The organism is Allobosea sp. GW821-FHT03A12 (assembly GCF_058986765.1).
This window is the reverse complement of record NZ_JBYSVZ010000003.1, coordinates 825,843-848,141: the sequence shown is the minus strand read 5'-3', so window position 1 is coordinate 848,141 and position 22,299 is coordinate 825,843. Positions and strand designations below refer to the sequence as shown.

The window sequence follows — 22,299 nt, the reverse complement described above, 5'->3', positions numbered from 1 at the left end:
CCCTCGCAGGGGCGCGGCCGGCTGGTCCGCGCGAACCGCGACGCCGGAGAGATGAGGACGGCTCGGCACGATCCGCCAGGCCGACCCGCCTCGCGCGCACTTGGCAAAGCAGGTTATACAGAGATACAGCTCAAAGGATAGAAAGAATTCAAATTCAAAGACAAGAGAAAATTTATTCTATTCCTTACCTAGAGAAAATATCGTTGCGATCAGTAATATCTCGGTCAATTTACCCTTGCATAATACACTGAACGTCAAATTAATTATTGGTAATTTAATTTTTAATCCATAAAACTTCGGTAAATTAAATTTTTATAGCACTTCCGCCATCATATAACGCAATACAATCACTGAATTCTTTCTTTCTGCAGATTCATTGCTTGACACCGCAACGTCAGCAATGTACCCAGTTAGCGCAAGGTGGAACCATTCTCGCCTGTCGTGACAGCAAGGGGACCCTCGATGAAGAAGTTATTGCTCGCCTCCGCCGCGGCGCTTGCGTTCAGCGCCGCCCCTGCCGCTGCCGACACCGCGCAGATTTTCGGCAACGCCAGCGCCAAGGTATTGACCTCCGACGCCAACAAGAAGGTCGTCGGCAAGGGCTACTACGCTGATTACTATGGCTACTACGGCTACTACTATTCATATTACGCCAATTATTATGCGTATTATGGCTATGTTTACTCGAATGCGAACTATTACTACACTGCTTATTCCTATTCTTATTACGCGACTCAGTATCTTTACAACGCCTATTACTATCAGTACTACAATTCCTGATAACCCCACCGACAGGCCGGATCGCTTCGGCTGATCCGGCTTGTTGCATTCGGTTCCGGCCTGCCCGGTGGATAGGGATTAGGATTGTTGCGTAGGACTTCAATCAGCATGACGCGCTCTGCGGCGCGTACAGCCGGAGTGTCGCTGGCGGTTCTAGTGACCGCCAGCGTTTCTGCCTTCGCCCAATCGAAGGAAGAACTGCTCGAGCGACGTATCCAGCAACTGGAGGCGCGCCTGAAACTGCTCGAAGGCGAGGTCAGCAAGCGCGAAAAAGCCAAGCCGGCCGGATCGCGGGATCGCGGGGCCGAGCGGCAGCAGGCAGCGGCGAGCGCTCCGGCAAGCGAGGGCTCCCAGGGCGGCGCGCAGCAACCGCCCGGCCAGCAAAAAAGCACCGTCGCCCAGGAGGCATTCCTGGCGCGCGACAACATCCCGACCCTGCAGAGCAATAAGTTCGAGGTCTCGCAGGGCTTCGATTATGGGCGTGCCACCAGTGTCGTTCAGAATGACCGCAGCTTCCGCGCGACCACGACGTTCCGTTATGGCATCGCCAACGATGTCGAGCTCGCGCTGTCGATCCCGTATTTCGCCTCGCAGCGGCGGACCAATGCCTTCAACCAGACCATCGTCCGCAACAGCTCGGGCCTGAGCGATATCTCGGTGCAGGCGTCCGCCAATCTCTGGCGCGAAGGCGAGTGGTACCCCGGCGCCGCGCTTACGCTTGGCCTGTCGATTCCGACCGGCGATGCGCCCTACGACCTGCAGAACCTGCGGCAGGGCGTGATCCCGACCGATCCGCTGACGCTGAACCAATCGAGCGGCCATTGGGTGCCGCGCGGCTCGCTCCAGTTCTTCAAGACCGTAGACCCGCTGATCCTGTTCTTCGGTATCGGCGCCGACTATGCCATTCCGAAGACGTTCAACGACATCAAGGTCGAACCCGGCTACCGCATCACCTATAATATGGGCTTCGGCTTCGCGGTCTCGGAACGCACCACGCTCGGCGTGTCCTTCAATGGTGCGCTGTCGGAGCGGATGAAGGTCGGCGGTGTACCCGTCGCCAATTCGGTCAACGAACTCCTGACAGCCCGCTTCACGCTGATCCAGCGGCTAGGCCAGGACTTCTGGCTCGAGCCCGCGGTGACGCTGGGTCTTACCGACGACGCACCGGACGCCGCCTTCTCGCTGTCGCTGCGCAAGCGCTTCTGAGGTCGGCAGCCATGCCGCGCCCTGCCCCGACACGCCGCCGCTTCCTCAGTTGCGGCGGCGCCTTGTGCGCCTCGCTCGCAGGAGGCCTTCCGGCACGAGCCGAGGAGGCTCCGGTCCAGGAAAGCTCGGTGCGCAGACCGAAAACCTTCCTCGACCGCCGGTTCGATGGCGTCGTCGGCCAGACCGCCGACTTCACCTGCGGCGCCGCTTCGATCGCGACCATTCTGACGTATTACTGGAACCGACCGACCACCGAGATCGAGGCGCTCGAGATCATCCGCTCGCGCTACACTGCCGAGCAGTGGAAGAATCGCGAAGGCAACGGCGTCTCCTTCGATGATCTGATCTTCGCGGCGAAGAAATTGGGTTTCCAGGCTGCCGGTGCAGAGATCGCGCTGGAGGATTTGCCGAAGTTGGCGGCGCCGGTGATCCTGCACCTCGACAAGGGCAAGTTCCAGCACTTCAGCGTGCTGCGCCGGGCGGTCTCCGAGGTTTATTACATGGCCGATTCGATCGTTGGCCAGACCGTGCTGACGCAGGCCGATCTTCGGTCACAATATACCGGCAAGGCTTTGGCGATCGCGAAGCGGAAGGCCGACCTGCCGACGGGCACCGCCTTGTCGGCCGTCCGGGACGGCACTTCGGTCTCGCGAATCGTCGGAGACGTCATGCTGCGGGGCTTCGAGCGCCTGCCCCCAGCCCTGCGATGAGGACAGCCATGATTGCAAGACACATTCGCGCATTTCCTGCCGTGCTGATGCTGTGCGGCGCGGTCGCCTTCGTCAGCACCGCAGCCGCCAATGAATGCGTCAAGGTCGCGCCCGGCTCCTACAGCGCCGATCGCAGCATTTCCGGCCCCGACGCTTCCCTGCGGGCCAAGGTCTTCATTTCCGGCGGCAAGCTCCGCGAGGAAAGCTCGGGTCAGGTCGGCCCCGAGGTCAAGATCATGAACGGACCGGGCCAAGGTACCGTGCTGTTCAATCCGGAGACCAAGGTCGGCTCGCGGCTTCCCGCTCCGCCCCATAACCGGCGCCGCGACATCAAGGTGAACTCGCAGGATCGCGGCGACGGCACCGTCCTCGTCACCATCACTGCGGACGTGAACGGCCAGCAGCAGCAGATTTCGCAGATGACCTGCCGCAAGGACGGCGTCCTGATCGAGGCCCGGCATACCATTCCCGACGAGCAGGGCAATCCGAAAGGCACGCTGGTGATCCGCGACAGCAACGTTGTCGTCGGGCCGCAGCCGGCCTCCCTCTTCGCCGTGCCGGCCGGCATCAAATTCGTCCGCTGACGGCGTGCATCCGCTCGGCCGCGACATAATGACGGCCAAGGGCGCAGACGGTAGCCGAGCCGAACGCTCAATGCCGCGCCGAAGAGCCCGCCTTGCGGCTAACTGCGGAGGCGGCAACGCGCCGCGGGCTCACTGCGCGGCGGTCAGGATGATCTCGACCTTGATCCCGGGATCGGCCATCTCGACCACGCCGCAGCAGCGGGCCGGGGCATGCTCCGGATCGATCCAGCGATCCCAGACCGCGTTCATCCCGGCATAGTCGGCCATGTCCTTGAGCCAGATCGTGGCACTGAGCACCTTGCGGCGCTCGCTGCCGCCCTCGGCCAGCAGCTTGTCGATGCGGGCGAGTGCTTCGCTCGTCTGCTGGCCGATGTCGCCGCTGAAATCGTCGGCGACCTGGCCGGCGAAATGCAGCGTGCCGTTATGGACGACGACGCGGCTGCGGCGGCCGTTGGAATCGATGCGGCGGATCTCGGTGGTCGACACGGCCATCCTCATTCGGCAGGTTTCAAGCCCACCGGCAGGATCGCCGGCGGCACATGACTGGTGATCTCGGGCAGCGGCCCGCGATAGGCTTCGATCTCGACGAGGCAGGAATGGGCGCTCGGCCCCTGCCCTAGACGCGAGGTGCCGCGGTCGGGCGTCAGCACGTTCGGATTGCCATGCTTGTCAAGCGTTCCGGGCCGGCCGGGCTCGAACGGATCGAACCAGGCGCCCGTCGAGAGCTGAACCACGCCCGGGCGTAGCGCGTCCGAGACGCGCAGGCCGGCGAGACAGGCACCGCGATCGTTGAAGATCCTGACGACGTCGCCATCCTTCAGGCCGCGGCGCTCGGCATCCTGCGGATGCATGCGCACTGGCTCGCGCCCGGCGATCTTGCTGTCGCGGGCGTGGCTGCCATGGTCGTACTGGCTGTGCAGCTTGGTCACGGGCTGGTTCGAGATCAGATGCAGCGGGAAGCGCTCCGCGGCTTCTGCGCCTAGCCATTCCTGCGAGGGCAGCCAGGCGGCGTGGCCCAAGCAGTCGTCGTAGCCAAAACCTGCGATCCGCTCGGAGAAGAGCTCGATCAGCCCGGACGGCGTCGCGAGCCGGTGCAGCTGCGGATCGGCCCGGAAATCGGCCAGCAGCGGCTTCACGACGTCGGGCTCGGGCAGCAGCGTCACGCCCTGGCGCCAGAAGCTGTCGAAATCGGGGATGTCGAGATTGGCCGCGGCGATGCGCTGGCGCGCCAGCCCGTAGAGCTGGCGCAGCCAACTCTCCTCGTCGCGCCCCTCGGTGAAGGCCTCCTCGACGCCGAGCCGCGCGGCAAGGCCGGAGAAGATCGCATAGTCGTCGCGGGCTTCGCCGGCCGGCTCGACCGCCTTATGCGAAGCCGCCAGCATCAAGTCGCGATTGGCGCAGACGATGTCGTTGCGCTCGAGCTGGGTGGTGACGGGCAGGACGATGTCGGCATGGCGGGCGGTGGCCGTCCACCAGGGCTCATGCACGATGATCGTCTGCGGCCGCTGCCAGGCCCTTACGAGACGGTTCAGGTCCTGATGGTGGTGGAACGGGTTGCCGCCGGCCCAGTAGACCAGCTTGATGTCGGGATAGCTCCGGCGTTCGCCGTTGAAATCATAGGCGCCGCCGGGATCGAGCAGCATGTCGGCGATGCGCGCGACCGGAATGAAATCGGCGACCGGATTCTCGCCCTGCGACAGCGACGGCCAGGTGATCTCCTGCGCGGCGTTGCCGACGCCGTTGACCGAGCCGTAGCCGAAGCCGAAGCCGCCACCGGGCAAACCGATCTGGCCGAGCATGGCGGCCAGCGTGATCGCCATCCAATAGGGCTGCTCGCCATGGTCGGCGCGCTGCAGCGACCAGGACATCATGATGAAGGTCCGCTTCGCCGCCATCCTGCGGGCGAGCGCACGGATCTCGTCGGCCGGGATCTCGCAGAGCGCCGCAGCCCAGTCCGCGGTCTTCGGCGTACCGTCAGCCGCGCCGGTCAGATAGGCCTCGATCCTCTCGAAGCCGGTGGTGCAGCGCGCCAGGAAATCGTGGTCGTGCAGGCCTTCGCTCAGCAGCGTGTGGCAGAGGCCGAGCATCAGCGCGACGTCGGATTGCGGGCGCGGTGCCCACCAGTGCGCGCCGGCTTCCAACGCGGTGTCATCGCGGATCGGGCTGATCGAGACCAGCTCGGCGCCCTGGTCGCGGCAGGCCAGGATGCCCTCGCGCAAAGCGTGGCGGCTGAGTCCGCCGGAGGAGACCTGCGCATTCTTCGGCGAGGCGCCGCCGAACATCACGATCAGCTCGGCGTGGCCGGCCAACAATCGCCAGGGCGTGTGGCCGCTGGCGAGCCCTTTCCGGTCGCCGATCACATGCGGCAGGATCGTGTCGGCGGCGGCGAAGGAGTAGTTCTGGACCGAGCGCGTATAGCCGCCGATCGTGTTGAGGAAGCGGTGGACCTGGCTCTGCGCATGATGGAAGCGGCCTGCACTGGCCCAGCCATAGGAACCGCCATAGATCGCGCCATTGCCATGGCGGCTGCGCACCCGGTCGAGCTCGTCTGCGACCAGCGCCAGCGCCTCGTCCCAGCCCACTTCGACGAAGGGCTCGCCGCCGCGCCCCTCCCCGCCGGCGGCATGGCCGCGTTCCAGGAAGGAGCGCCGTACCGCCGGCCGCAGAATGCGGGCCGGGGCGGTACGCGCTTCCAGCATCGCCGAGGCGATCGGCGAGGGATCGGGATCCGCCTCGAAGGGATCGAGAGCGACGGGACGCCCCGCCTCCATCCGCACCCGGTAGGTGCCCCAATGCGTCGCCAGCGTCGGTCGTTCGGGCTGCGGCAGCATCTCGTCCTCCCGCGCCCTTAGAGTCCTGCCGCGGCCGGCGCAGCGGCTGTGTTCGCCTGCTGGATTTCGAGCAGGTCAAGCGCCCGCCAGGCGCTGGAGAAATGCTCGACCAGCAGCCGCCCGAGTAGCGCACCGTCGCGCTTGTCGAGCGCCTCGATGATCGCCTCGTGCTGGTTGCTGACGAAGGTCCAGTCCTTCTGCTGCATGATCGCGAGATAGCGCACCCGGTGCAGGCGCAGATTGAGCTGGCCGTGCACCTCGATCAGCGAGGCATTGCGCGAGGCGCCGATGATGCGCAGGTGGAAAGCCTGGTTGGCGCGGAAATAGGCGAGCTTGTCACGCCGCTCGAAGGCGCCTTGCATCTCCTGCTGCCAGCGATGGACCGCGTCGATGTCGCCCTGCTCGGCACGCTCGCAAGCCATCTGGCCAGCCAGGCCCTCCAGCGTCGAGTAGACCCGCAGCAGGTCGCGCAATTCCGCCACGCTCGGATTGGCGACGGTCGCTCCGCGGTTCGGGTGGAGATCGACGAGCCGCTCGACCGCGAGGATCTTCAGGGCGTCGCGCAAGGGCGTCCGCGACACGGCGAGTTCCAGCGAGAGCGGCTGCTCGCGGACGCGCTCGCCCGGCTTCAGCTCGTCATGGATGATCAGCTCCCGCAGATGGGCGGCGATCTGCTGGGGCAGCGGCTGGGCCGCGACCCGTCGCACCGAAGCTTCCAGCATCGGCATGCTGAACGGCACCGTCACGCTCTCGCCTCCATTCCCGCGCCGTTCCCGGCATCCGCGATTCCCTGCCAGATCATAGCCGCTCTCCAGGCAACCGGGAGTTGTCCGCCTGAACGGACGATCCGTTCGGTACGGAGAAATTTTTTCCGAAAATTACGCGTCAAAGAGAATTGACGACACGAAACTTAGCTGTCTTGATTATTGTATGCAATCGACAAAAGCGGGGACACGTCAAGTCCGACGTTCCGCCCCTTAGCTCCAGTCGGTGCATGTCCGGCATGGCGGCTGCGCTCGGGGGCAACGAACGATGCGGCGGATAGAGGGAATTCCAGGCGTCCTTCTCGGGCTGTGGTCGGTGGCCGCGGTGCTGGTCCATCTCTGGTTCGCCGGCACCGGCTATCCCGAGCCGCTGGAGCTTGCGGCAATCCATCTGGCGCTGTTCGTGCCGCCCGTCTTCCTGCTCTTCCCCGCCTCCCAGCATTCGCCGAAGGACCGGCCGAGCCTCCTCGACCTCGTGCTGGCGGTCTGTGCCTTCGTGCCGAACGTCTACATCTACCTGAACCAGGAGCAGATCTACGAGCGCACCAGCTTCATCGACCCGCTGACGCCGGTGCAGTATGTGCTCGGCACGGTGATGGCCGCGACCGTCGTCGAGGCGACGCGCCGCTCGATCTCCTACACGCTCGCCGGCCTCGTCGTCGCGGTGATCGGCTACATGGCGATCTGCCATCTGCTGCCGGGCGCCTGGTATTATCGCGAGCTCACCTTCGCCCACATCACCGAGATCAACTTCCTCTCGGTCGGCAGCGGCCTCTACGGCTCGCTGACGGTGATGAGCGCGACCATCGTCGCCTCCTTCCTGATCTTCGGCTCGCTGATGCAGGCGAGCGGCATGAGCCGGCTCTTCGGCAATTTCGGCGCCCTCACCGGCGGGCGCTTCACCGGCGGGCCGGCCAAGGTCGCGGTGATCTCATCGGCCCTGTTCGGCACGATGAGCGGCTCATCCGTCGCCAATGTCGTCGTCACCGGCTCGATGTCGATCCCGCTGATGAAGCGGCTTGGCTTCCGGCCGGTCTTCGCCGCCGGCATCGAATCGGCGGCGAGCGTCGGCGGGCCGCTGGTGCCGCCGGTGATGGGCGCGGCCGCCTTCATCATGTCGGAGATGATCGCGGTGCCCTATTCGGCGATCATCGTCGCGGCGGCGATGGGCGCGGGGCTCTATTACGTCAACATCCTCGCTGCGGTTCACTACGAATCGAAGAAGCTCGGCATCGGCGCGATCCCGCGCCACATGCTGCCCAGCCTGTCCGACCTCCTGCGAGACGCCCATCTCGTCCTACCGCTCGCGCTGCTGGTGACGATGATGATGATGCGCTTCTCGCCCTATCTCGCGGCGTTCTGGAGCACGATAGCGACGGTCGTCATCGCCGCGCTGCGCAGTCATACCCGGATGGGACCGCGTGCGCTGTTCATCGCGCTACGCGATGGCGGCTACCTGATCTCGATGATCGCGGTCGCCGTTACCTCGGCCGGCATCATCACGGCGGCGCTGACCGCGACCGGCCTGCTGCTCGCCTTCACCGGCATGATCAAGGCAGCCGCCGGCGGCTCGCTGCTGCTGCTTGCCCTCCTGATCGCCGGCACCTGCCTCTTCCTCGGCGTCGGCATCCCGACCACACCGGCCTACATCATCACCGCTGCGATCGGCGCGCCGCTCATCGCCGAATACGGGGTGACGCCAATCGCGATCCACCTCTTCATCTTCTACTTCGCCGTCCTCGCCGACGCTTCGCCGCCGGTAGCACCGGTAGCCGATGCTGCCGCGACCATTGCCGGCGCCCCGCCGATGACGACCGGCTGGTATGCCTGCCGCTTCGCGCTCGGCGGCTTCGTCACCGGCCTGGCCTATATCTACGAGCCCGGCCTGATCCTCGAGGGCTCGCTGTTCAGCATCGTCTCGACCGCGATCGCATTGTCGACCGGGCTGGTGCTGATCTCGGCCGGACTCGCCGGCTACACCTGGGGACCGCTGCCGGCCTGGCTGCGCCTGGCCTATGTCACCGCCGGCAGCCTGTGCTCGCTCGCCTATGTCGTGCCGGTCTGGCAGCGCGGGCTCGTCGGCATCGCCCTGGTCGGCGCCACCATCCTGATGAGCCGCATCGCGACCGCGCGCGGCACCGCGCCCGCACTCAAGCCGGCGCTGGTCAGCCATGCCGAAGGAGAACTGCGTTGAACGAACGGAAGAAGACCTATTACGGCGTGAGCGTCGGCATCCTGATGGTGCGCTCCTATTTCGAGCGCTTCCTCGGCGATATCGGCCACGCCGGCACCTGGAACTTCCCGGTGCAGTACCGCATCGTCCATGACGCGATCCCGGCGCGGATGACCGACCTGCACAATGTCGACCTGCTCGACAAGTTCAAGGCGGCGGCGCAGGAACTGATCGACGCCGGCGTCGACGGCATCACCACCACCTGCGGCTTCCTCTCGATCTATCAGCGCGAGCTCGCCGAGTTCTGCTCCGTGCCGGTCGCGACCAGCGCCCTGCTGCAGGTGCCGATGGTCGAGCGCCTGATCCCGGCCTCGAAGCGCGTCGGCGTCCTCACCTACAACGCGGCGTCGCTCAGCGGACGCTACTTCGAGGGCGTCGGCGTCGCCGCCGACACGCCGGTCGTCGGCATGCCGCAGGACAGCGAGTTCGTCCGCTCGATCCGCGACGGCGACAACAGCGTGCCCTTCGACACCTTGCGGGCCGAGGTGCTGGAAGCGGCCGGCCGGCTGCTGCGCGAAAATCCGAATATTGGCGCGATCGTCTCCGAATGCACCAATCTCACCCCTTACAGCGCCGACATTGTCGAGAAGTTCGGCGTGCCGGTCTATGACGCGGTGTCTCTGGTGAACTGGTTCCATGCTGGATTGCGGCCGCGCCGCTTCCGGCAGGACGAGCGCTGAGACGCGCCATGGCGGCAGGGTCCGAGATCGCGATCGTCGGAGGCGGGCTGGTCGGCGCCGCGATCGGGCTCGGCCTCGTGCGCGGCGGGGCGAGCGTGACGCTCTATGACGAGGGCGACATCGCCCATCGCGCCGCCCGCGGCAATCTCGGCAATGTCTGGGTGCAGGGCAAGGGACTGGCGAGCCCGCCCTATGCCGAGCTGACCCGCCGCGCCGCCTTGGCCTGGCGTGACTTCGCGACCAAGCTCACTGACGAGACCGGTATCGACCTGCGCTTCCGGCAGGACGGCGCCTTCTTCTGTTGCTTCACAGCCGAAGAACTCGACAAGCGCGCCGGCCAGTTGGAGGCGGCCGAGACGCGCTCGCAGATCCCGAGCGGCTATGCACGCGCGAGCCTTTCCGACATGCGCGCCGATTTCCCGATGCTGGGCGACGGCGTCGCGGGTGCGACCTTCTGCAAGCTCGACGGCATGGTCGATCCGCTGCGGCTGCTGCGCGCGCTGCTTGCCGCCTTCCAGACGCGCGGCGGCCGCTATCTGCCGCGTGCCCGCGTCGAGACCATCACGGCGGAGGCCGGGGGCTTTCGCATCGCCTCCGTCGCCGGCGATCACCATGCCGACCGGATCGTGCTCGCCGCGGGTCTCGGCAACGCTCGCCTGGCGCCGCAGCTCGGGCTGGAGGCGCCGGTGCGGCCAGTGCGCGGCCAGATCCTGATCACCGAGAAGCTGCGCCCGTTCATGCCGCGCGGCATCAGCTTCATCCGCCAGACCGAAGATGGCGGGCTGATCTGCGGCGAATCCTCGGAGGAAGCCGGCTTCGAGGAAGCGACGACGCGCACCATTCTGCAGGACACGGCGCGGCGCGCCACCACCGTCTTCCCCTTCCTGCGCGATGTCCGGGCAGTGCGCGCCTGGGGGGCGCTGCGCGTGATGAGCCCGGACGGGCAGCCGATCTACCAGCGCTCGACCAGCCACCCCGAGGTCTTCCTGACCTCGGTCCATAGCGGGGTGACGCTCGCTCCGTTCCATGCCGGCCCGCTTGCCGACGCCATCGCTGCCGGCGCGCTGCCCGACGATATCGCCCTGCCCTTCTCCCCGGCCCGCTTCCATGTTCAAGCAACTCGCGCAGCCTGACCGGCCTCTGGTCGGCATCGTCCTCGCCGGTCGCGCGGTCAATGCGCCCGAGGGCGAGACGCTGGCCGCCGTGCTGCTGCGCGAAGGCTTCGGACCGTTCCGCACGACGCCAGCCGGCGGGCGAGAGCGCGCCGCCTATTGCATGATGGGCGTCTGCTTCGACTGCCTCGTCACCATCGACGGCCGGCCGAACCGCCAGGCCTGCCAGGAGCGCGTCCGCGCCCGCATCTGCGTCGAGCCGCAGCAGGGTGCAGCCCTTCTCCCCGCGATCGGGAGCAAGCCATGAGCGGAACCGTCGATCTTGTCATCATCGGCGCAGGCCCGGCCGGCATGGCCGCGGCGATCACCGCGCGCCGGCATGGGATCTCCGTCGCTGTCATCGACGAGCAGCCGGCTCCCGGCGGGCAGATCTTTCGGGCCGTCACCGAGCCGGCACCGTTGCCCACCTCAGTGCTCGGTCCCGACTACCACGCTGGTCGGACGCTGGCGGAGCGCTTCCTCGCCTGCGGCGCCGACTACCGGCCGGGCTCACTGGTCTGGCAGGAGGAGAAGGGTACGCTCGACCTCACCGGCCCGGACGGTCCGCAGAGCCTCAAGGCGAAGCGGATCATCGTCGCGGGCGGGGCGATGGAACGGCCCTTCCCGGTTCCCGGCTGGACGCTGCCCGGCGTGATGACCGCCGGCGCCGCCCAGATCCTGCTCAAGACCGCGGCCAGCGCAGCGCCCGGTGCCGTCTTCGCCGGCAGCGGGCCGCTGATCTATCTCATCGTCGCGCAATATGCGCGCGCCGGCGTCCCGGTCGCCGCTTTGCTCGACACCACACCGCGCGGCGCGCGATTAAAGGCGCTACGCCATCTGCCGGGCGCGTTGATGGCGCCTTCCTATCTACGCAAAGGGCTTGGCCTGCTGGCGGAGATCAGGCGGGCCGGCATCAAGGTCGTCAGCCATGTCGAGGCGCTGCGGATCGAGGGCGAGAGCGCCGTCCGGGGCGTGCGCTGGCAGGCTGGCAGCCAGCGCGGCGAGATCCCAACCGAGACAGTCTTCCTGCACCAGGGCGTGATCCCCAACGTCAATCTCGCCATGGCGCTCGGCTGCCGCCATGTCTTCGACGAGAGCCAGCGCTGCTGGCGGCCGGAGCGCGATCGCTGGGGCAGATCGAGCCGCGACGACATCCTGATCGCCGGCGATGGCGGCGGCATCCTCGGCGCCGCCTGCGCGGAACTGACCGGCGAGATCGCGGCGCTCGCGGCCTGCGCCGATCTTGGCCGCTTGCCGGCCGACACGGCCGAGTGCGCCGCCGCTACCGCCTTCGCCAGATTGCGCCGCGAAAGCGCGATCCGCCCCTTCCTCGAAACGCTCTACCGGCCGGCGCCGCAATTCCTCGCTCCTGGCGACGACGCCACGCTCGTCTGCCGCTGCGAGGAGGTGACGCGCGGGGCGATCGCGGCTGCGGTTGCCGAGCAATGCCAGGGACCTAACCAGCTCAAGGCCTTCACGCGCGCCGGGATGGGCCCCTGTCAGGGGCGCATGTGCGGCCACAGCGTCACCGAGACGATGTCTGCCCTGACCGGCCGCTCACCGGCCGAGATCGGCTATCTGCGCATCCGCATGCCGGTGAAACCGGTGACGCTCGGCGACATCGCCGGACCAATCGAAGCAGGGAGGAATGCAGCATGAGCAGCAGGCCGAAGCCGGTTTCCTATGAGGAAGCCTCGCCCGAAGCGCGCGCCGTGATCGACGACATCAAGCGCAGCCGCAACCTGCCTGATGTCAACGACTTCTGGAAATACCTCGCCCGCGATCCCAAGACGCTGAAGCGGACCTGGGAGAGCATCAAGGAGGTGATGGCGCCGGGCGCGCTCGATCCGCTGACCAAGGAGCTTGTCTATCTCGCCGTCAGCGTCACCAACAACTGCACCTATTGCATCGCCAGCCATACCGCCGCCGCCCGCAAGGCCGGGATGAGCGAGGCGATGTTCGCCGAGCTCGTCGCGGTGATCGGCATGGCCAACGAGACCAACCGCCTCGTCACCGCCTATCGCGTGCCGGTCGATCCGGCCTTCGACTGAGCATGGCCATGGCGAACGACATCCAGGCCCGCCTCGCCGCGATCGGCACGCCGACCCTGTCGAGCCAGTTGATCAAGCACGGCTTGCGCCAGAGCTATCTGTCCGGGCCGCGCCGGCTGATCGGCAACGGCGCACTCTGCGGCCCGGCCTTCACTTTGCGCTTCGTGCCGGCCCGCGACGACAAGGCCGTGCCGGCGAGCTATGGCTGGCCCGGCGCCCTGCCGGCCGCGATCGATGCGGCGCCGCCCGGCAGCGTCGTCGTGATCGACGCACGCGGAAACCCCGCCGCCGGCACGGTCGGCGACATCTTCGCCGATCGCCTGCGGCTCAACGGCGTCCAGGCGATCGTCAGCGACGGCGTCGTTCGCGACCTGCCGGGACTGCGCCAGGTCGGCCTGCCGATCTGGGCGAGCGGCACCGCCTCGCCGCCCTCGATCGGCGGGCTCAGCTTCGCCGGCTGGGGCGAGCCGATCGGCTGCGGCGATGCCGCGATCTGGCCCGGCGACCTGATCGTCGCCGACGAGGACGGCGTCCTCGTCATCCCACCCGAGCTCGCCGAGGCGATCGCCGCCGGCGGCGAGAAGCAGAACCGCTTCGAGCTCTGGGTGCAGAAGCGCGTCGCCGCCGGCGCGCAGCTCGTCGGGCTCTATCCGGCCGACGAGACGACTCTCACCGCGTTCGAAGCAGAAGACGCCGCCTGAACCTCAATCCCTCACCTTGATCGGAGCCTCCAGGATGTCACGCCTCCTCCCGCGTTTATCGCTGCTGGCGCTCTTCGGCGCCCTCGTCGCCGCGCCCTTGCCGGCGGCAGCCCAGAGCAAGAACCTCGAATGGACCTCCGGCTCGCCGGGCGGCGCCTGGTTCACCCAGACCACCGGCGTCTCGACCCTGGTCATGGAGGCGACGCCAGGGGTCAACATCCGCATCGTCCCCGGCGGCGGCAAGGACAATCCGAGCCGCATCCAGGCCGGCCTCAGCCAGATCGGCATGGGCATCGACTTCCTCAGCGCCGCCGCGCTCAAGGGCGAAGAACCCTACAAGCAGAAGCACGACAAGCTGCGCACGCTCGGCTCGACCGGCGTCGACGTCTATTTCATGGTCTATGTGCCGGTGGAGGAGAAGCGCTCGCTCGCCGAGATCCTCGCCGACCCCAAGCTCACCATCGGCGTGACTTCGGCCGCGACCTCCGAGCACCTGACCTTGCAGCGGGCGCTCGAGCATTACGGCAACTCCTTCACCAAGATCCGGGCGGGCGGCGGCAAGGTCGTGATCTCGGCCTATGGCGAATTGATCCAGGGCTTCAACGACAACCAGTTCAGCGTGCTGTGGACGGCGGGCGAGATCCCCTCGGGCCTGGCGAGCCAGATCGTCGACGGCCGGCGCAAGGTGAAGTTCGCCGCCTTCCCGGCGGACCTGCAGAACGCTCTGACCGAGAAGTTCGGCTACTCCAAGGGCACCATCCCCGCCGGCACCTTCCCGGAGCTGCAGAGCAGTGACATATCGGTCTCTTCGATGGGCAACATCTATCTGGTCTCCTCGGAGCTCCCGGACGATTTCGTCTATGCGATGACCAAGGCGATCATCGCCAACAAGCCGCGGCTGGCGAACATCTACCAGGCCATGGGCCGCTACGACCCCGCCACCGCCTGGAAGACGCAGCCGGTGCCGCTGCATCCGGGCGCCGAGAAGGCCTTTCGCGAGGCCGGCTTCCTGAAATAGGCGGGGATCGCCGCCGGCACCTTTCGCGCCGTCTCATGGCGCCCCATGATCGGGCCCGCGCAGGGATGCGCGGGCCCGATCAAATTATCGCCCCATGCGCCTGCTCGACTTGCAGTTTCGAAAGGAGGGACAACCATGCGCTTAGCACTCGCGGCAATCGCCATCGCTCTCGCCGGCTGCAGCGGGGGCGACAGCTCGCGCGGCGTCGCCAGGAATCTGACCATCGGCACCGAGCAATGCTCGAAATTCAAATGGGGCACGCCGGAGATGGCCGCCTGCCTCGACCGCGCCGCGGAACAGCAATCGGCGACGATCGCCAGCCCGAAGGATGCCGACAGCAGCTGATCTCGAGGCGTTTTCGATTTTGTTCCATGCGCTGGCGGTTATCCCGCACCCGCTAAGATTGCTTGTGCGATGCAGCAATAGTTCATATCTAACCCGTGCCTGAAGCAACCTCCCACGTTTCGAAAGGAGCGATCCATGCTGGAACGGCACGATTGTGAGTGCGCGCTCGAGACCGAGCACGACCACGAGGAGAACCACGAAGCGCAGCAGCAGGACGCCACCGAAGCGTTCTCTCCGCGTGACCACCAGGCAGGCTTCTGGAGCTAGCCAGTCAAGGCAGGGCGGAGGGCGTGAAGCCCTCCGCCGGCCAGTTTCTCCCCACCTTCTGCTTGCGCGCGGCGCCCGGAGCCCGAACGACAGCTGAGCCCGGCGCTGCTTCATCCCGCCCGGCTCACGCACCACGCCGCTATTGCAAGCCCGGCGAATCGTCACGCCACCTACTTGGACGCAGATGGTTCGGGTGCCGGCAATCTCCTGCGCCGGCCGGTGCACTTTTTTGATCACCCTCCCTTGTCATTCCGGGCAAGCGGCCTTGGCCGCGCACTTCCAGCACCAATCGTAGAGGGCCGAAGCCCCATGATGGCTTCCGCCGCTCCGCTTCGCAGCGGCCGAAGGCGGCCGTGCGTCCATTCCGCATCGTCGGAATCCGATAGCCGGCCAAAAATCTATTCCGCACCGCTGCCAACACCCTGCAGGACAGTTGCAAGGACAGGCCCAACTGGGCTTCTCTTGTGCGTTCGACGATTGCGCCTCCGCCGCTCCAGCCTTCAGGGATGCCGATGCCTGCTGCGTTTTCCTTCGAGGCCCTGAAGGCTGCGGTGGCAGCCGGGGAGATCGACACCGTGATCGTCGCCATGGTCGACATGGCCGGGCAGTTGATCGGCAAGCGCTTCCACGCCGAGCATTTCGTCGCGACCGCGCATGACGAGACACATGCCTGCAATTATTTGCTGGCAAACGACATCGACATGGAGCCGGTCCCCGGCTACGCGGCCGCCAACTGGTCGAAAGGCTACGGCGACTTCGTCCTGAAGCCGGACATGGCGACGCTCAGGCGCATCGCCTGGTTGCCCGGTACGGCGCTGGTCATCGCCGACGTGCTCGACCATCACAGCCATGACGACGTGCCGCATGCGCCGCGCGGCCTGCTGAAGAAGCAGCTGGCGCGCCTGCAGGCGCTGGGCATGACGGCCTATTTCGCCACCGAGCTCGAATTCTATCTGTTCGACGAGAGCTATGAGGCGATCCACGCCAAGGGCTATCGCGATCCGAAGACGGCCGGCTACTACATCGAGGACTACCACATCTTCCAGACCACCAAGGAAGAGCCGGTGATGCGGGCGATCCGCAATGGGCTGCACGAGAGCGGCATCCCGGTCGAGAACTCGAAGGGCGAATGGGGGCCGGGCCAGGCCGAGATCAATGTCCGCTATGCCGACGCGCTCGACATGGCCGACCGGCATGTGCTGATCAAGAACGGCATCAAGGAGATCGCCCACGCCCAGGGCAAGGCCGTCACCTTCATGTCGAAATGGCGCTACGACCTCGCTGGCTCTTCCAGCCATGTCCACGCCTCGCTCTGGGATGCGAAGGGCGTTAAGTCGCTCTTCGCCGACCCCAATGGCGAGCGCGGCATGTCGGAGCTGATGCGCCATTATGTGGCCGGCCAGCTAGCCCATGCCCGCGAGATCACCTATTTCCTCGCGCCCTACATCAACTCCTACAAGCGCTTCCAGCAGGTCGGCACCTTCGCGCCGACGCGCGCCGTCTGGAGCGACGACAACCGCACTGCAGGATTCCGCCTCTGCGGCGCCGGCAGCAAGGCTATCCGCATCGAGTGCCGGATCGGCGGTTCCGACCTCAATCCGTACCTTGCCTTCGCGGCGCTCATCGCCGCCGGCCTCTCCGGCATCGAACAGAAGCTGGAGCTGGAGCCGGCCTTCGTCGGCGACGCCTATGGCGGAGCGGAACTGCGCCAGATCCCCAACACGCTGCGCGAGGCAACTGAAACCCTTGATGGCTCGGCGATGCTGCGGGCTGCCTTGGGCGATGCGGTGGTCGACCATTACGTCCACACCGCCCGCTGGGAGCAGCTCGAATACGACCGCCGCATCACCGACTGGGAACTGAAGCGCGGCTTCGAACGCTACTGAGACGGATAGCCCGACAATGACTGACGTATTGCGCTGCGTGTCGCCCGTGGACGGGCGCATCTATGCCGAGAGACCCGTCGCCAGCGATGCAGCGATCGCCGCGGCGCTGAGTGCCGCCCGCGACGCCCAACGCGACTGGCGCCGGCTTGATATCGCCCGCCGCGCCGCGTTCTGCTCCGCCTTCGTCGATGCGATGCTGGCGATGAAGGACGAGATCGTCCCCGAGCTCGCCTGGCAGATGGGCCGGCCGATCCGCTACGGCGCCGGCGAATTGCGCGGCTTCGAGGAGCGCGCCCGCCATATGATCGGGATCGCCGAGAGCGCGCTCGCTCCGTTGCAGCCGGAGCCCAAAGACAAGTTCCAGCGCTGGATCGCGCGCGAGCCGCTCGGCGTGGTCCTGGTCGTCGCCCCCTGGAACTACCCTTACCTCACCGCGGTCAACACCGTCGTGCCGGCGCTGATGGCGGGCAATGCCGTCATCCTCAAGCACGCCGCGCAGACCCTTCTGGTCGGCGAGCGCTTCCAGAAGGCTGCCAATGCCGCCGGGCTTCCGGCCGGGCTGTTCCAGAACCTCGCGCTCAGCCATGCGCAGACCGGCCGGATCATCGCCGGTCGGGGCGTCGACCAGGTCAACTTCACCGGCTCGGTCAATGGGGGCAAGGCGATGGAGGCGGCGGCGAACGGCACCTTCATCGGCCTCGGGCTCGAGCTCGGCGGCAAGGATCCGGCCTATGTCCGGGCCGATGCCGACCTCGCTCAGGCGGTCGAGAACCTGGTCGACGGCGCCTTCTTCAACTCCGGCCAGTCCTGCTGTGGCATCGAGCGCATCTATGTCCATCGCGACCTCTACCCGAAGTTCGTCGACGGCTTCGTGGAGTCGACCAAGAGCTATATGCTCGGCGATCCGCTGGATGAAGCCACGACTTTGGGGCCAATGGTGAAGGCGGAGGCCGCCGCCTTCGCCCGCGGTCAGGTCGCGGAAGCCGTGCGCGCCGGCGCCAGGGCGCTGGTCGATCCCGGCCTGTTCCCGCGCGACCGCGATGGCACGCCCTATATGGCGCCGCAGGTCGTGGTCGACGTGAATCACCAGATGGGGCTGATGCGCGAAGAGAGCTTCGCACCGACCGTCGGCATCATGCCGGTCGCGGACGATGCGGAGGCGCTCGCGCTGATGAACGACAGCCCCTATGGGCTGACCGCCTCGCTCTGGACTGAAGACCCGGACGCCGCCGCGCGCCTCGGCGCGGAGATCGAGACCGGCACGGTCTTCATGAATCGCTGCGACTATCTCGACCCGGCTCTGGCCTGGACCGGCGTCAAGGACACCGGCCGCGGAGCGACGCTCTCCCCGATCGGCTACGAGACGCTGACCCGGCCGAAGTCCTTCCATCTCCGCACTGCGTTCTGAAAGAGGCGACCCGTGACGCTGAAGGCCAACTGGAACTACCCGACCGCCGTCCGCTTCGGGCCGGGACGCATCGTCGAGCTCGCCCAGGCCTGCCGCGCCGCCGGCATCGAACGCCCGCTGCTCGTCACCGATTCCGGCCTGTCCGGCCTGCCGATGATCAAGGACGCCATCGCGCAGCTCGGCGCCGACGGGCTCAAGGTCACGCTGTTCGACCGCGTCCAGGCCAACCCGGTGGCGGCCAATGTCGAGGATGGCTTGAAGGTCCTGCGGGTAAGCGGCAGCGACGGCGTCATCGCCTTTGGTGGCGGCTCGGCGCTCGATTGCGGCAAGGTCGTCGCCTTCATGGCCGGGCAGAGCCGGCCGATGTGGGATTTCGAGGATATCGGCGACTGGTGGACGCGCGCCGACCCAAGCGGCATCGCCCCGATCATCGCCGTCCCGACCACGGCCGGCACCGGCTCCGAGGTCGGCCGCGCCGGCGTGATCACCGACGAGACGACCCAGACCAAGAAGGTGATCTTCCACCCGAAGATGATGCCGCAGATCGTGATCTGCGATCCCGAGCTGACGGTGGGCCTGCCGGCCAAGGTCACGGTCGGCGCCGGCATGGATGCGCTGGCGCATTGCTTAGAGGCCTATTGCGCGCCCGGCTTCCACCCGCTCGCCGACGGCATCGCGGTCGAGGGCATCCGGCTCTGCAAGGTCTTCCTGCCGCGCGCGGTCACTGACGGCACCGACATCGAGGCCCGAGCCCAGATGATGGCCGCCGCCGCCATGGGCGCGACCGCCTTCCAGAAGGGGCTCGGCGCCATCCACGCTTTGTCGCATCCGATCGGCTCGGTGCACCACACCCATCACGGCATGACCAACGCCGTGTTCATGCCCTATGTCCTTACCTTCAATCGCCCGGCGATCGAGGAGAAGATCGCGCGGCTCGCCGCCTATATCGGGCTGGAGCCGAGCTTCGAGGCCTTCTACGACTGGATCATCGGCCTGCGTCGCGAGCTCGGTGTGCCCGAGACACTCAAGGCCTTCGGCGTCACCGGGATCGATTATGGCAGGCTGGCGAAGATGGCGATCGTCGACCCGACCGCCGGCGGCAATCCCGTGCCTCTGACCGAAACGGCCGCCGACGCCTTGTTCAGAGAGGCGACCGGCTGATCCCCAGCAGGAGGGCGCGCATGGGGTCGCCCCCGCGCGCCCGGTCCATCCTCAGCGGATGTCCTTCGCCGTGAGCCTCGGCCAGTTGCCGTCGGCCCGGGCGATATAGGTCTTGGTCCGGCGCGCCCAGGTCTCGCGCACGCCGAGGTCGTAGTTGAGATAGAGCCTGCCGTCGACGATCGACCAGGCCTCCGGCTCGATCTTGACGAGATAGCCGCGCGAGGTGCCGTAGGCGCAGAAGCCGCCAAAGGCCGGCAGGTAGCGCTCCGGATCGGCCTCGAACAGCGCCTTGTGCTCGGCGCTGGCGAAGCGCCAGACAGCGCCGCCGTGGCGGACCGAGAATTCCGGCTTGCCGAGCCGCGGGCCGCCATCGCGAAAATAGGCGACGGGGTCATAGCCGCGGATCGCGACGCCATCAGAGGAACCGAGCGTGTTGACCAGCTGGGGCGTGTCCGCTTGCGCCTTCGCCCTGGCGATACCCGCAGTAGCGAACGCCACAGTTGCGAGATGGATGAATGCGCGTCTGTTCAACATGATATCGCCTCCCGTGCTCAGGTCCGGCGCGCTTCGAGCGCCTCGAAGACATAGGCCGCGAGCCAGCCATAGATCGCGTGGCCGACGAGGCTCATCACGGACAGGCGCGGCACGTCGTTCAGCAGGAAGTGCTGGCCGGCAAGCGGGGCGAAGAAGGCGAGCGCGATGAAATAGGTGATCACGCCCCAGAGCCAGCCATCGGCCGGCATGCCGAAGCTCTTCACCCAACGGGTCAGCAGCCAATAGCCGAGCGGATAGAACAGGAAGCCGGTGACGAAGTGCAGCAGCTTGGCGGTCGGCGTCGACAGCGTCAGGCCGAACTGATGCGCGAACAGCGACTTCACCAGCTCCGGCGGCTCCAAAGGATACTCGGCGAACCAGGCGGTCGGCACGGCCGAGAACAATTCCCAGAAGCCGAGGCCGGCGAAGCCGCCGATGGCGAGATTGATCACGGTGCGGGTGGAGGGCAGCGCGAAGCCCCGGGTCATGGTCGCGGTGGTCATGGCGTATCCTTTCCGTGGGATCAGTGAGCGATGGCGAGCGGGGTCGAGGCGACGGCGAGCGCAGCGACGAGGCCGCTCGCGGTCTTTCCGAGCCGCCCGAGCGTTTCGAGCCGGCGGCTGGCGAAGCGGTTGTGTCCCTTGCGCCGTGCCAGGCGCTCGAGCAGGACGATTGCGGCGCGATCGTGCTCGCCGGACCGGATCAGGCTCTCGGCATAGGCCTGTTCGAACAGGTCGCGCTGGGCATGGCTGCCGCCGACGGCGAGCAGACCGTCGCGGGCAGCGCCGAGCAGGCGGGCCGCCTCGCCATAGTCGCCTTCGCGGAAAGCAATCAGCCCGAACGCGGCCAGCGCGCCGTTGCGGGCCGCATCGCGCCGCTCGCCGCTGGGATGGGCCTTCGCATCCGCGATCAGGTCGCGGGCAATCGCATCGGCCTCCGCGGCATGACCGGCGCCGAGCAGCGACAGGGCATAATGCAGGTCGGCGAAGACGAGGCAGCCATCATGGACGCGGCCTTCCGCCCTGGCGGCGAGTTCCTCCCAGCGCTGGCCGACATCGACGCCGGCGAATTCGAGCCGCGCCAGCAGCGAGGCGCCATTGGCGATATCGCGGTAATCGTCAGTCGATTCGGCCCTGATCTCCTTGTCATAGAGCCGCAGCACCTCGCCGGTCTCGCCGCGTTCCAGCCGGAACAGCGCAAGATGCCAGAAGATGTGGAAGCGTAGATTGTTGGCGTGGGCGATGTCGCGGCCATCGCCGAGCCAGACGATGCCTTCGTCGGCGCGGCCGGTCATCTCCAGCACATGGGCGACGGCATGACGGCCCCAGGCGTCGCGCGGGCTCAACGCGACGGCGCGGCGTCCGGCCCGCTCGGCCTCGACATAGAAGCCGCGCTCCTCCAGCGCGAAGGCATGGCAGCCATGGACATAGCCGGCGAGCGGATGGCTCTCGCCGAAGCCGGGTGCGACGCGGCGCAAGGTCGACAGCATCTCGACCTGGTCGCCGAGCATGAAGCGGATGCCGTGCGAGAGCTTGAGCGCCAGCACGTCGAAGGGATGGGCGAGGAGGATCGCTTCCAGCCGCTCCGCTGCCCGGCGCGGGGCGGCGTCGAGCCAAAGCGCCAGTGCCTCGACGACCATCGCCTCGCGCCGCGTGACCTGCCGCAGGCGCGCCGCCGCGTGGGCCCTGGCGAGGCAATCTCGGGCCGGACCGAGCAATTCGCTGCGCGCCAGCGAGAGCAGCATCAGCCCCTTGGCGGCATGCGCCAGGGCGAAGTCGGGATCGGCGGCAAGCGTGCGGGCGAGATGATCGGGCGTGGCGGCGGCATGGGCGAGCAGCGCTTCGAGCGTATCGTTCCAGGCGAGCCGGGCGGCATCGTTCGCGACGGTGATGCAGTCGCCGGAAAGATCGTGATGGAAGGCGTAGGACATAGGCTGCTCCATTGCCGCGCCGCGAGGAGGCGCTCTTCAGGGAGTTCGCAACGGGTCGA

The 22,299-nt window shown here is 66.9% G+C and carries 23 protein-coding genes; 17 read left to right on the top strand and 6 right to left on the bottom strand.

The window, feature by feature from the left end; all coding sequences use genetic code 11:
• Positions 1 to 462 precede the first annotated feature (462 nt).
• From AC3WLC_RS11545 to AC3WLC_RS11530, 4 genes are all read left to right on the top strand, one after another.
• The gene (locus AC3WLC_RS11545) at positions 463 to 780 is read left to right on the top strand and encodes a hypothetical protein (protein ID WP_493684066.1); all 318 of its coding nucleotides are present in this window, start codon (positions 463 to 465) and stop codon (positions 778 to 780) included.
• Between the two features lie 108 nt (positions 781 to 888).
• The gene (locus AC3WLC_RS11540) at positions 889 to 1,986 is read left to right on the top strand and encodes a hypothetical protein (protein ID WP_493684065.1); all 1,098 of its coding nucleotides are present in this window, start codon (positions 889 to 891) and stop codon (positions 1,984 to 1,986) included.
• Positions 1,987 to 2,114: 128 nt separating this feature from the next.
• Entirely contained in the window at positions 2,115 to 2,696 is a 582-nt protein-coding gene (locus AC3WLC_RS11535; protein ID WP_493684064.1) for a C39 family peptidase, read from the top strand.
• 8 nt (positions 2,697 to 2,704) lie between these two features.
• Positions 2,705 to 3,280: a hypothetical protein gene (locus AC3WLC_RS11530; RefSeq protein ID WP_493684063.1), complete on the top strand. Its 576-nt coding sequence runs from the start codon at positions 2,705 to 2,707 to the stop codon at positions 3,278 to 3,280.
• 129 nt (positions 3,281 to 3,409) lie between these two features.
• Here AC3WLC_RS11530 and AC3WLC_RS11525 read toward each other — a convergent pair whose 3' ends face one another.
• Genes AC3WLC_RS11525 through AC3WLC_RS11515 form a run of 3 tightly spaced genes read right to left on the bottom strand, consistent with a single transcriptional unit; the run spans position 3,410 to position 6,857 of the window.
• Positions 3,410 to 3,772 carry a RidA family protein gene (locus AC3WLC_RS11525; protein WP_493684062.1) on the bottom strand — a complete coding sequence of 121 codons (363 nt, stop codon included), beginning with the start codon at positions 3,770 to 3,772 and terminating at the stop codon, positions 3,410 to 3,412.
• A gap of 2 nt (positions 3,773 to 3,774) precedes the next feature.
• Positions 3,775 to 6,111 (bottom strand): molybdopterin-dependent oxidoreductase, encoded by a 2,337-nt coding sequence (locus AC3WLC_RS11520; RefSeq protein WP_493684061.1) that lies wholly within the window; start codon positions 6,109 to 6,111, stop codon positions 3,775 to 3,777.
• A gap of 17 nt (positions 6,112 to 6,128) precedes the next feature.
• On the bottom strand, positions 6,129 to 6,857 hold the full coding sequence (locus AC3WLC_RS11515; protein ID WP_493684060.1) for a GntR family transcriptional regulator: 729 nt from the start codon (positions 6,855 to 6,857) through the stop codon (positions 6,129 to 6,131).
• A 286-nt stretch (positions 6,858 to 7,143) separates the two neighbouring features.
• Between AC3WLC_RS11515 and AC3WLC_RS11510 the strand changes: the two genes are divergently transcribed.
• From AC3WLC_RS11510 to AC3WLC_RS11450, 13 genes are all read left to right on the top strand, one after another.
• Positions 7,144 to 9,069: a TRAP transporter permease gene (locus tag AC3WLC_RS11510; protein WP_493684059.1), complete on the top strand. Its 1,926-nt coding sequence runs from the start codon at positions 7,144 to 7,146 to the stop codon at positions 9,067 to 9,069.
• On the top strand, positions 9,066 to 9,788 hold the full coding sequence (locus tag AC3WLC_RS11505; RefSeq protein ID WP_493684058.1) for an aspartate/glutamate racemase family protein: 723 nt from the start codon (positions 9,066 to 9,068) through the stop codon (positions 9,786 to 9,788). Before AC3WLC_RS11510 ends, AC3WLC_RS11505 begins: the two co-directional genes overlap by 4 nt.
• 8 nt (positions 9,789 to 9,796) lie before the next feature.
• The gene (locus AC3WLC_RS11500) at positions 9,797 to 10,921 is read left to right on the top strand and encodes an NAD(P)/FAD-dependent oxidoreductase (protein ID WP_493684057.1); all 1,125 of its coding nucleotides are present in this window, start codon (positions 9,797 to 9,799) and stop codon (positions 10,919 to 10,921) included.
• A complete protein-coding gene (locus AC3WLC_RS11495; RefSeq protein ID WP_493684056.1) occupies positions 10,896 to 11,207 on the top strand; it encodes a (2Fe-2S)-binding protein in 312 nt (103 codons plus the stop codon). Before AC3WLC_RS11500 ends, AC3WLC_RS11495 begins: the two co-directional genes overlap by 26 nt.
• The gene (locus tag AC3WLC_RS11490; RefSeq protein WP_493684055.1) at positions 11,204 to 12,598 is read left to right on the top strand and encodes an FAD/NAD(P)-dependent oxidoreductase; all 1,395 of its coding nucleotides are present in this window, start codon (positions 11,204 to 11,206) and stop codon (positions 12,596 to 12,598) included. Before AC3WLC_RS11495 ends, AC3WLC_RS11490 begins: the two co-directional genes overlap by 4 nt.
• On the top strand, positions 12,595 to 12,990 hold the full coding sequence (locus AC3WLC_RS11485; RefSeq protein ID WP_493684054.1) for a carboxymuconolactone decarboxylase family protein: 396 nt from the start codon (positions 12,595 to 12,597) through the stop codon (positions 12,988 to 12,990). Before AC3WLC_RS11490 ends, AC3WLC_RS11485 begins: the two co-directional genes overlap by 4 nt.
• An 8-nt stretch (positions 12,991 to 12,998) precedes the next feature.
• Positions 12,999 to 13,691, top strand: coding sequence for an RraA family protein (locus AC3WLC_RS11480; RefSeq protein WP_493684053.1), 693 nt, complete (start codon positions 12,999 to 13,001; stop codon positions 13,689 to 13,691).
• A 34-nt stretch (positions 13,692 to 13,725) separates the two neighbouring features.
• A complete protein-coding gene (locus AC3WLC_RS11475) occupies positions 13,726 to 14,709 on the top strand; it encodes a TAXI family TRAP transporter solute-binding subunit (protein WP_493684052.1) in 984 nt (327 codons plus the stop codon).
• 135 nt (positions 14,710 to 14,844) lie between these two features.
• Positions 14,845 to 15,054: a hypothetical protein gene (locus AC3WLC_RS11470; RefSeq protein ID WP_346363131.1), complete on the top strand. Its 210-nt coding sequence runs from the start codon at positions 14,845 to 14,847 to the stop codon at positions 15,052 to 15,054.
• A 135-nt stretch (positions 15,055 to 15,189) separates the two neighbouring features.
• Entirely contained in the window at positions 15,190 to 15,321 is a 132-nt protein-coding gene (locus tag AC3WLC_RS11465; protein WP_377005934.1) for a hypothetical protein, read from the top strand.
• A 512-nt stretch (positions 15,322 to 15,833) separates the two neighbouring features.
• A complete protein-coding gene (locus tag AC3WLC_RS11460) occupies positions 15,834 to 17,207 on the top strand; it encodes a glutamine synthetase family protein (RefSeq protein ID WP_493684051.1) in 1,374 nt (457 codons plus the stop codon).
• A 16-nt stretch (positions 17,208 to 17,223) separates the two neighbouring features.
• Positions 17,224 to 18,615 (top strand): aldehyde dehydrogenase family protein, encoded by a 1,392-nt coding sequence (locus tag AC3WLC_RS11455; protein ID WP_493684050.1) that lies wholly within the window; start codon positions 17,224 to 17,226, stop codon positions 18,613 to 18,615.
• 12 nt (positions 18,616 to 18,627) lie between these two features.
• Positions 18,628 to 19,776: an iron-containing alcohol dehydrogenase gene (locus tag AC3WLC_RS11450; RefSeq protein WP_493684049.1), complete on the top strand. Its 1,149-nt coding sequence runs from the start codon at positions 18,628 to 18,630 to the stop codon at positions 19,774 to 19,776.
• A gap of 51 nt (positions 19,777 to 19,827) precedes the next feature.
• On the opposite strand, the gene AC3WLC_RS11445 is transcribed toward AC3WLC_RS11450, so the two are convergent.
• Genes AC3WLC_RS11445 through AC3WLC_RS11435 form a run of 3 tightly spaced genes read right to left on the bottom strand, consistent with a single transcriptional unit; the run spans position 19,828 to position 22,240 of the window.
• Positions 19,828 to 20,310, bottom strand: a complete 483-nt coding sequence (locus AC3WLC_RS11445) for a YHS domain-containing (seleno)protein (protein WP_493684048.1) — start codon at positions 20,308 to 20,310, stop codon at positions 19,828 to 19,830.
• 17 nt (positions 20,311 to 20,327) lie between these two features.
• The gene (locus AC3WLC_RS11440; RefSeq protein WP_493684047.1) at positions 20,328 to 20,813 is read right to left on the bottom strand and encodes a hypothetical protein; all 486 of its coding nucleotides are present in this window, start codon (positions 20,811 to 20,813) and stop codon (positions 20,328 to 20,330) included.
• A 20-nt stretch (positions 20,814 to 20,833) separates the two neighbouring features.
• The gene (locus AC3WLC_RS11435; RefSeq protein WP_493684046.1) at positions 20,834 to 22,240 is read right to left on the bottom strand and encodes a tetratricopeptide repeat protein; all 1,407 of its coding nucleotides are present in this window, start codon (positions 22,238 to 22,240) and stop codon (positions 20,834 to 20,836) included.
• Between the last annotated feature and the right edge of the window lie 59 nt (positions 22,241 to 22,299).

What these genes read in the sequence shown, in the direction of transcription:
- AC3WLC_RS11435 (WP_493684046.1), bottom strand. Translation starts at nt 22,240, where the DNA reads ATGTCCTACGCCTTCCATCACGATCTTTCCGGCGACTGCATCACCGTC.
- AC3WLC_RS11545 (WP_493684066.1), top strand. Translation starts at nt 463, where the DNA reads ATGAAGAAGTTATTGCTCGCCTCCGCCGCGGCGCTTGCGTTCAGCGCC.
- AC3WLC_RS11485 (WP_493684054.1), top strand. Translation starts at nt 12,595, where the DNA reads ATGAGCAGCAGGCCGAAGCCGGTTTCCTATGAGGAAGCCTCGCCCGAA.
- AC3WLC_RS11480 (WP_493684053.1), top strand. Translation starts at nt 12,999, where the DNA reads ATGGCGAACGACATCCAGGCCCGCCTCGCCGCGATCGGCACGCCGACC.
- AC3WLC_RS11445 (WP_493684048.1), bottom strand. Translation starts at nt 20,310, where the DNA reads ATGTTGAACAGACGCGCATTCATCCATCTCGCAACTGTGGCGTTCGCT.
- AC3WLC_RS11520 (WP_493684061.1), bottom strand. Translation starts at nt 6,111, where the DNA reads ATGCTGCCGCAGCCCGAACGACCGACGCTGGCGACGCATTGGGGCACC.
- AC3WLC_RS11495 (WP_493684056.1), top strand. Translation starts at nt 10,896, where the DNA reads ATGTTCAAGCAACTCGCGCAGCCTGACCGGCCTCTGGTCGGCATCGTC.
- AC3WLC_RS11490 (WP_493684055.1), top strand. Translation starts at nt 11,204, where the DNA reads ATGAGCGGAACCGTCGATCTTGTCATCATCGGCGCAGGCCCGGCCGGC.
- AC3WLC_RS11500 (WP_493684057.1), top strand. Translation starts at nt 9,797, where the DNA reads ATGGCGGCAGGGTCCGAGATCGCGATCGTCGGAGGCGGGCTGGTCGGC.
- AC3WLC_RS11540 (WP_493684065.1), top strand. Translation starts at nt 889, where the DNA reads ATGACGCGCTCTGCGGCGCGTACAGCCGGAGTGTCGCTGGCGGTTCTA.
- AC3WLC_RS11460 (WP_493684051.1), top strand. Translation starts at nt 15,834, where the DNA reads ATGCCTGCTGCGTTTTCCTTCGAGGCCCTGAAGGCTGCGGTGGCAGCC.
- AC3WLC_RS11465 (WP_377005934.1), top strand. Translation starts at nt 15,190, where the DNA reads ATGCTGGAACGGCACGATTGTGAGTGCGCGCTCGAGACCGAGCACGAC.
- AC3WLC_RS11470 (WP_346363131.1), top strand. Translation starts at nt 14,845, where the DNA reads ATGCGCTTAGCACTCGCGGCAATCGCCATCGCTCTCGCCGGCTGCAGC.
- AC3WLC_RS11525 (WP_493684062.1), bottom strand. Translation starts at nt 3,772, where the DNA reads ATGGCCGTGTCGACCACCGAGATCCGCCGCATCGATTCCAACGGCCGC.
- AC3WLC_RS11530 (WP_493684063.1), top strand. Translation starts at nt 2,705, where the DNA reads ATGATTGCAAGACACATTCGCGCATTTCCTGCCGTGCTGATGCTGTGC.
- AC3WLC_RS11440 (WP_493684047.1), bottom strand. Translation starts at nt 20,813, where the DNA reads ATGACCACCGCGACCATGACCCGGGGCTTCGCGCTGCCCTCCACCCGC.
- AC3WLC_RS11475 (WP_493684052.1), top strand. Translation starts at nt 13,726, where the DNA reads ATGTCACGCCTCCTCCCGCGTTTATCGCTGCTGGCGCTCTTCGGCGCC.
- AC3WLC_RS11455 (WP_493684050.1), top strand. Translation starts at nt 17,224, where the DNA reads ATGACTGACGTATTGCGCTGCGTGTCGCCCGTGGACGGGCGCATCTAT.
- AC3WLC_RS11510 (WP_493684059.1), top strand. Translation starts at nt 7,144, where the DNA reads ATGCGGCGGATAGAGGGAATTCCAGGCGTCCTTCTCGGGCTGTGGTCG.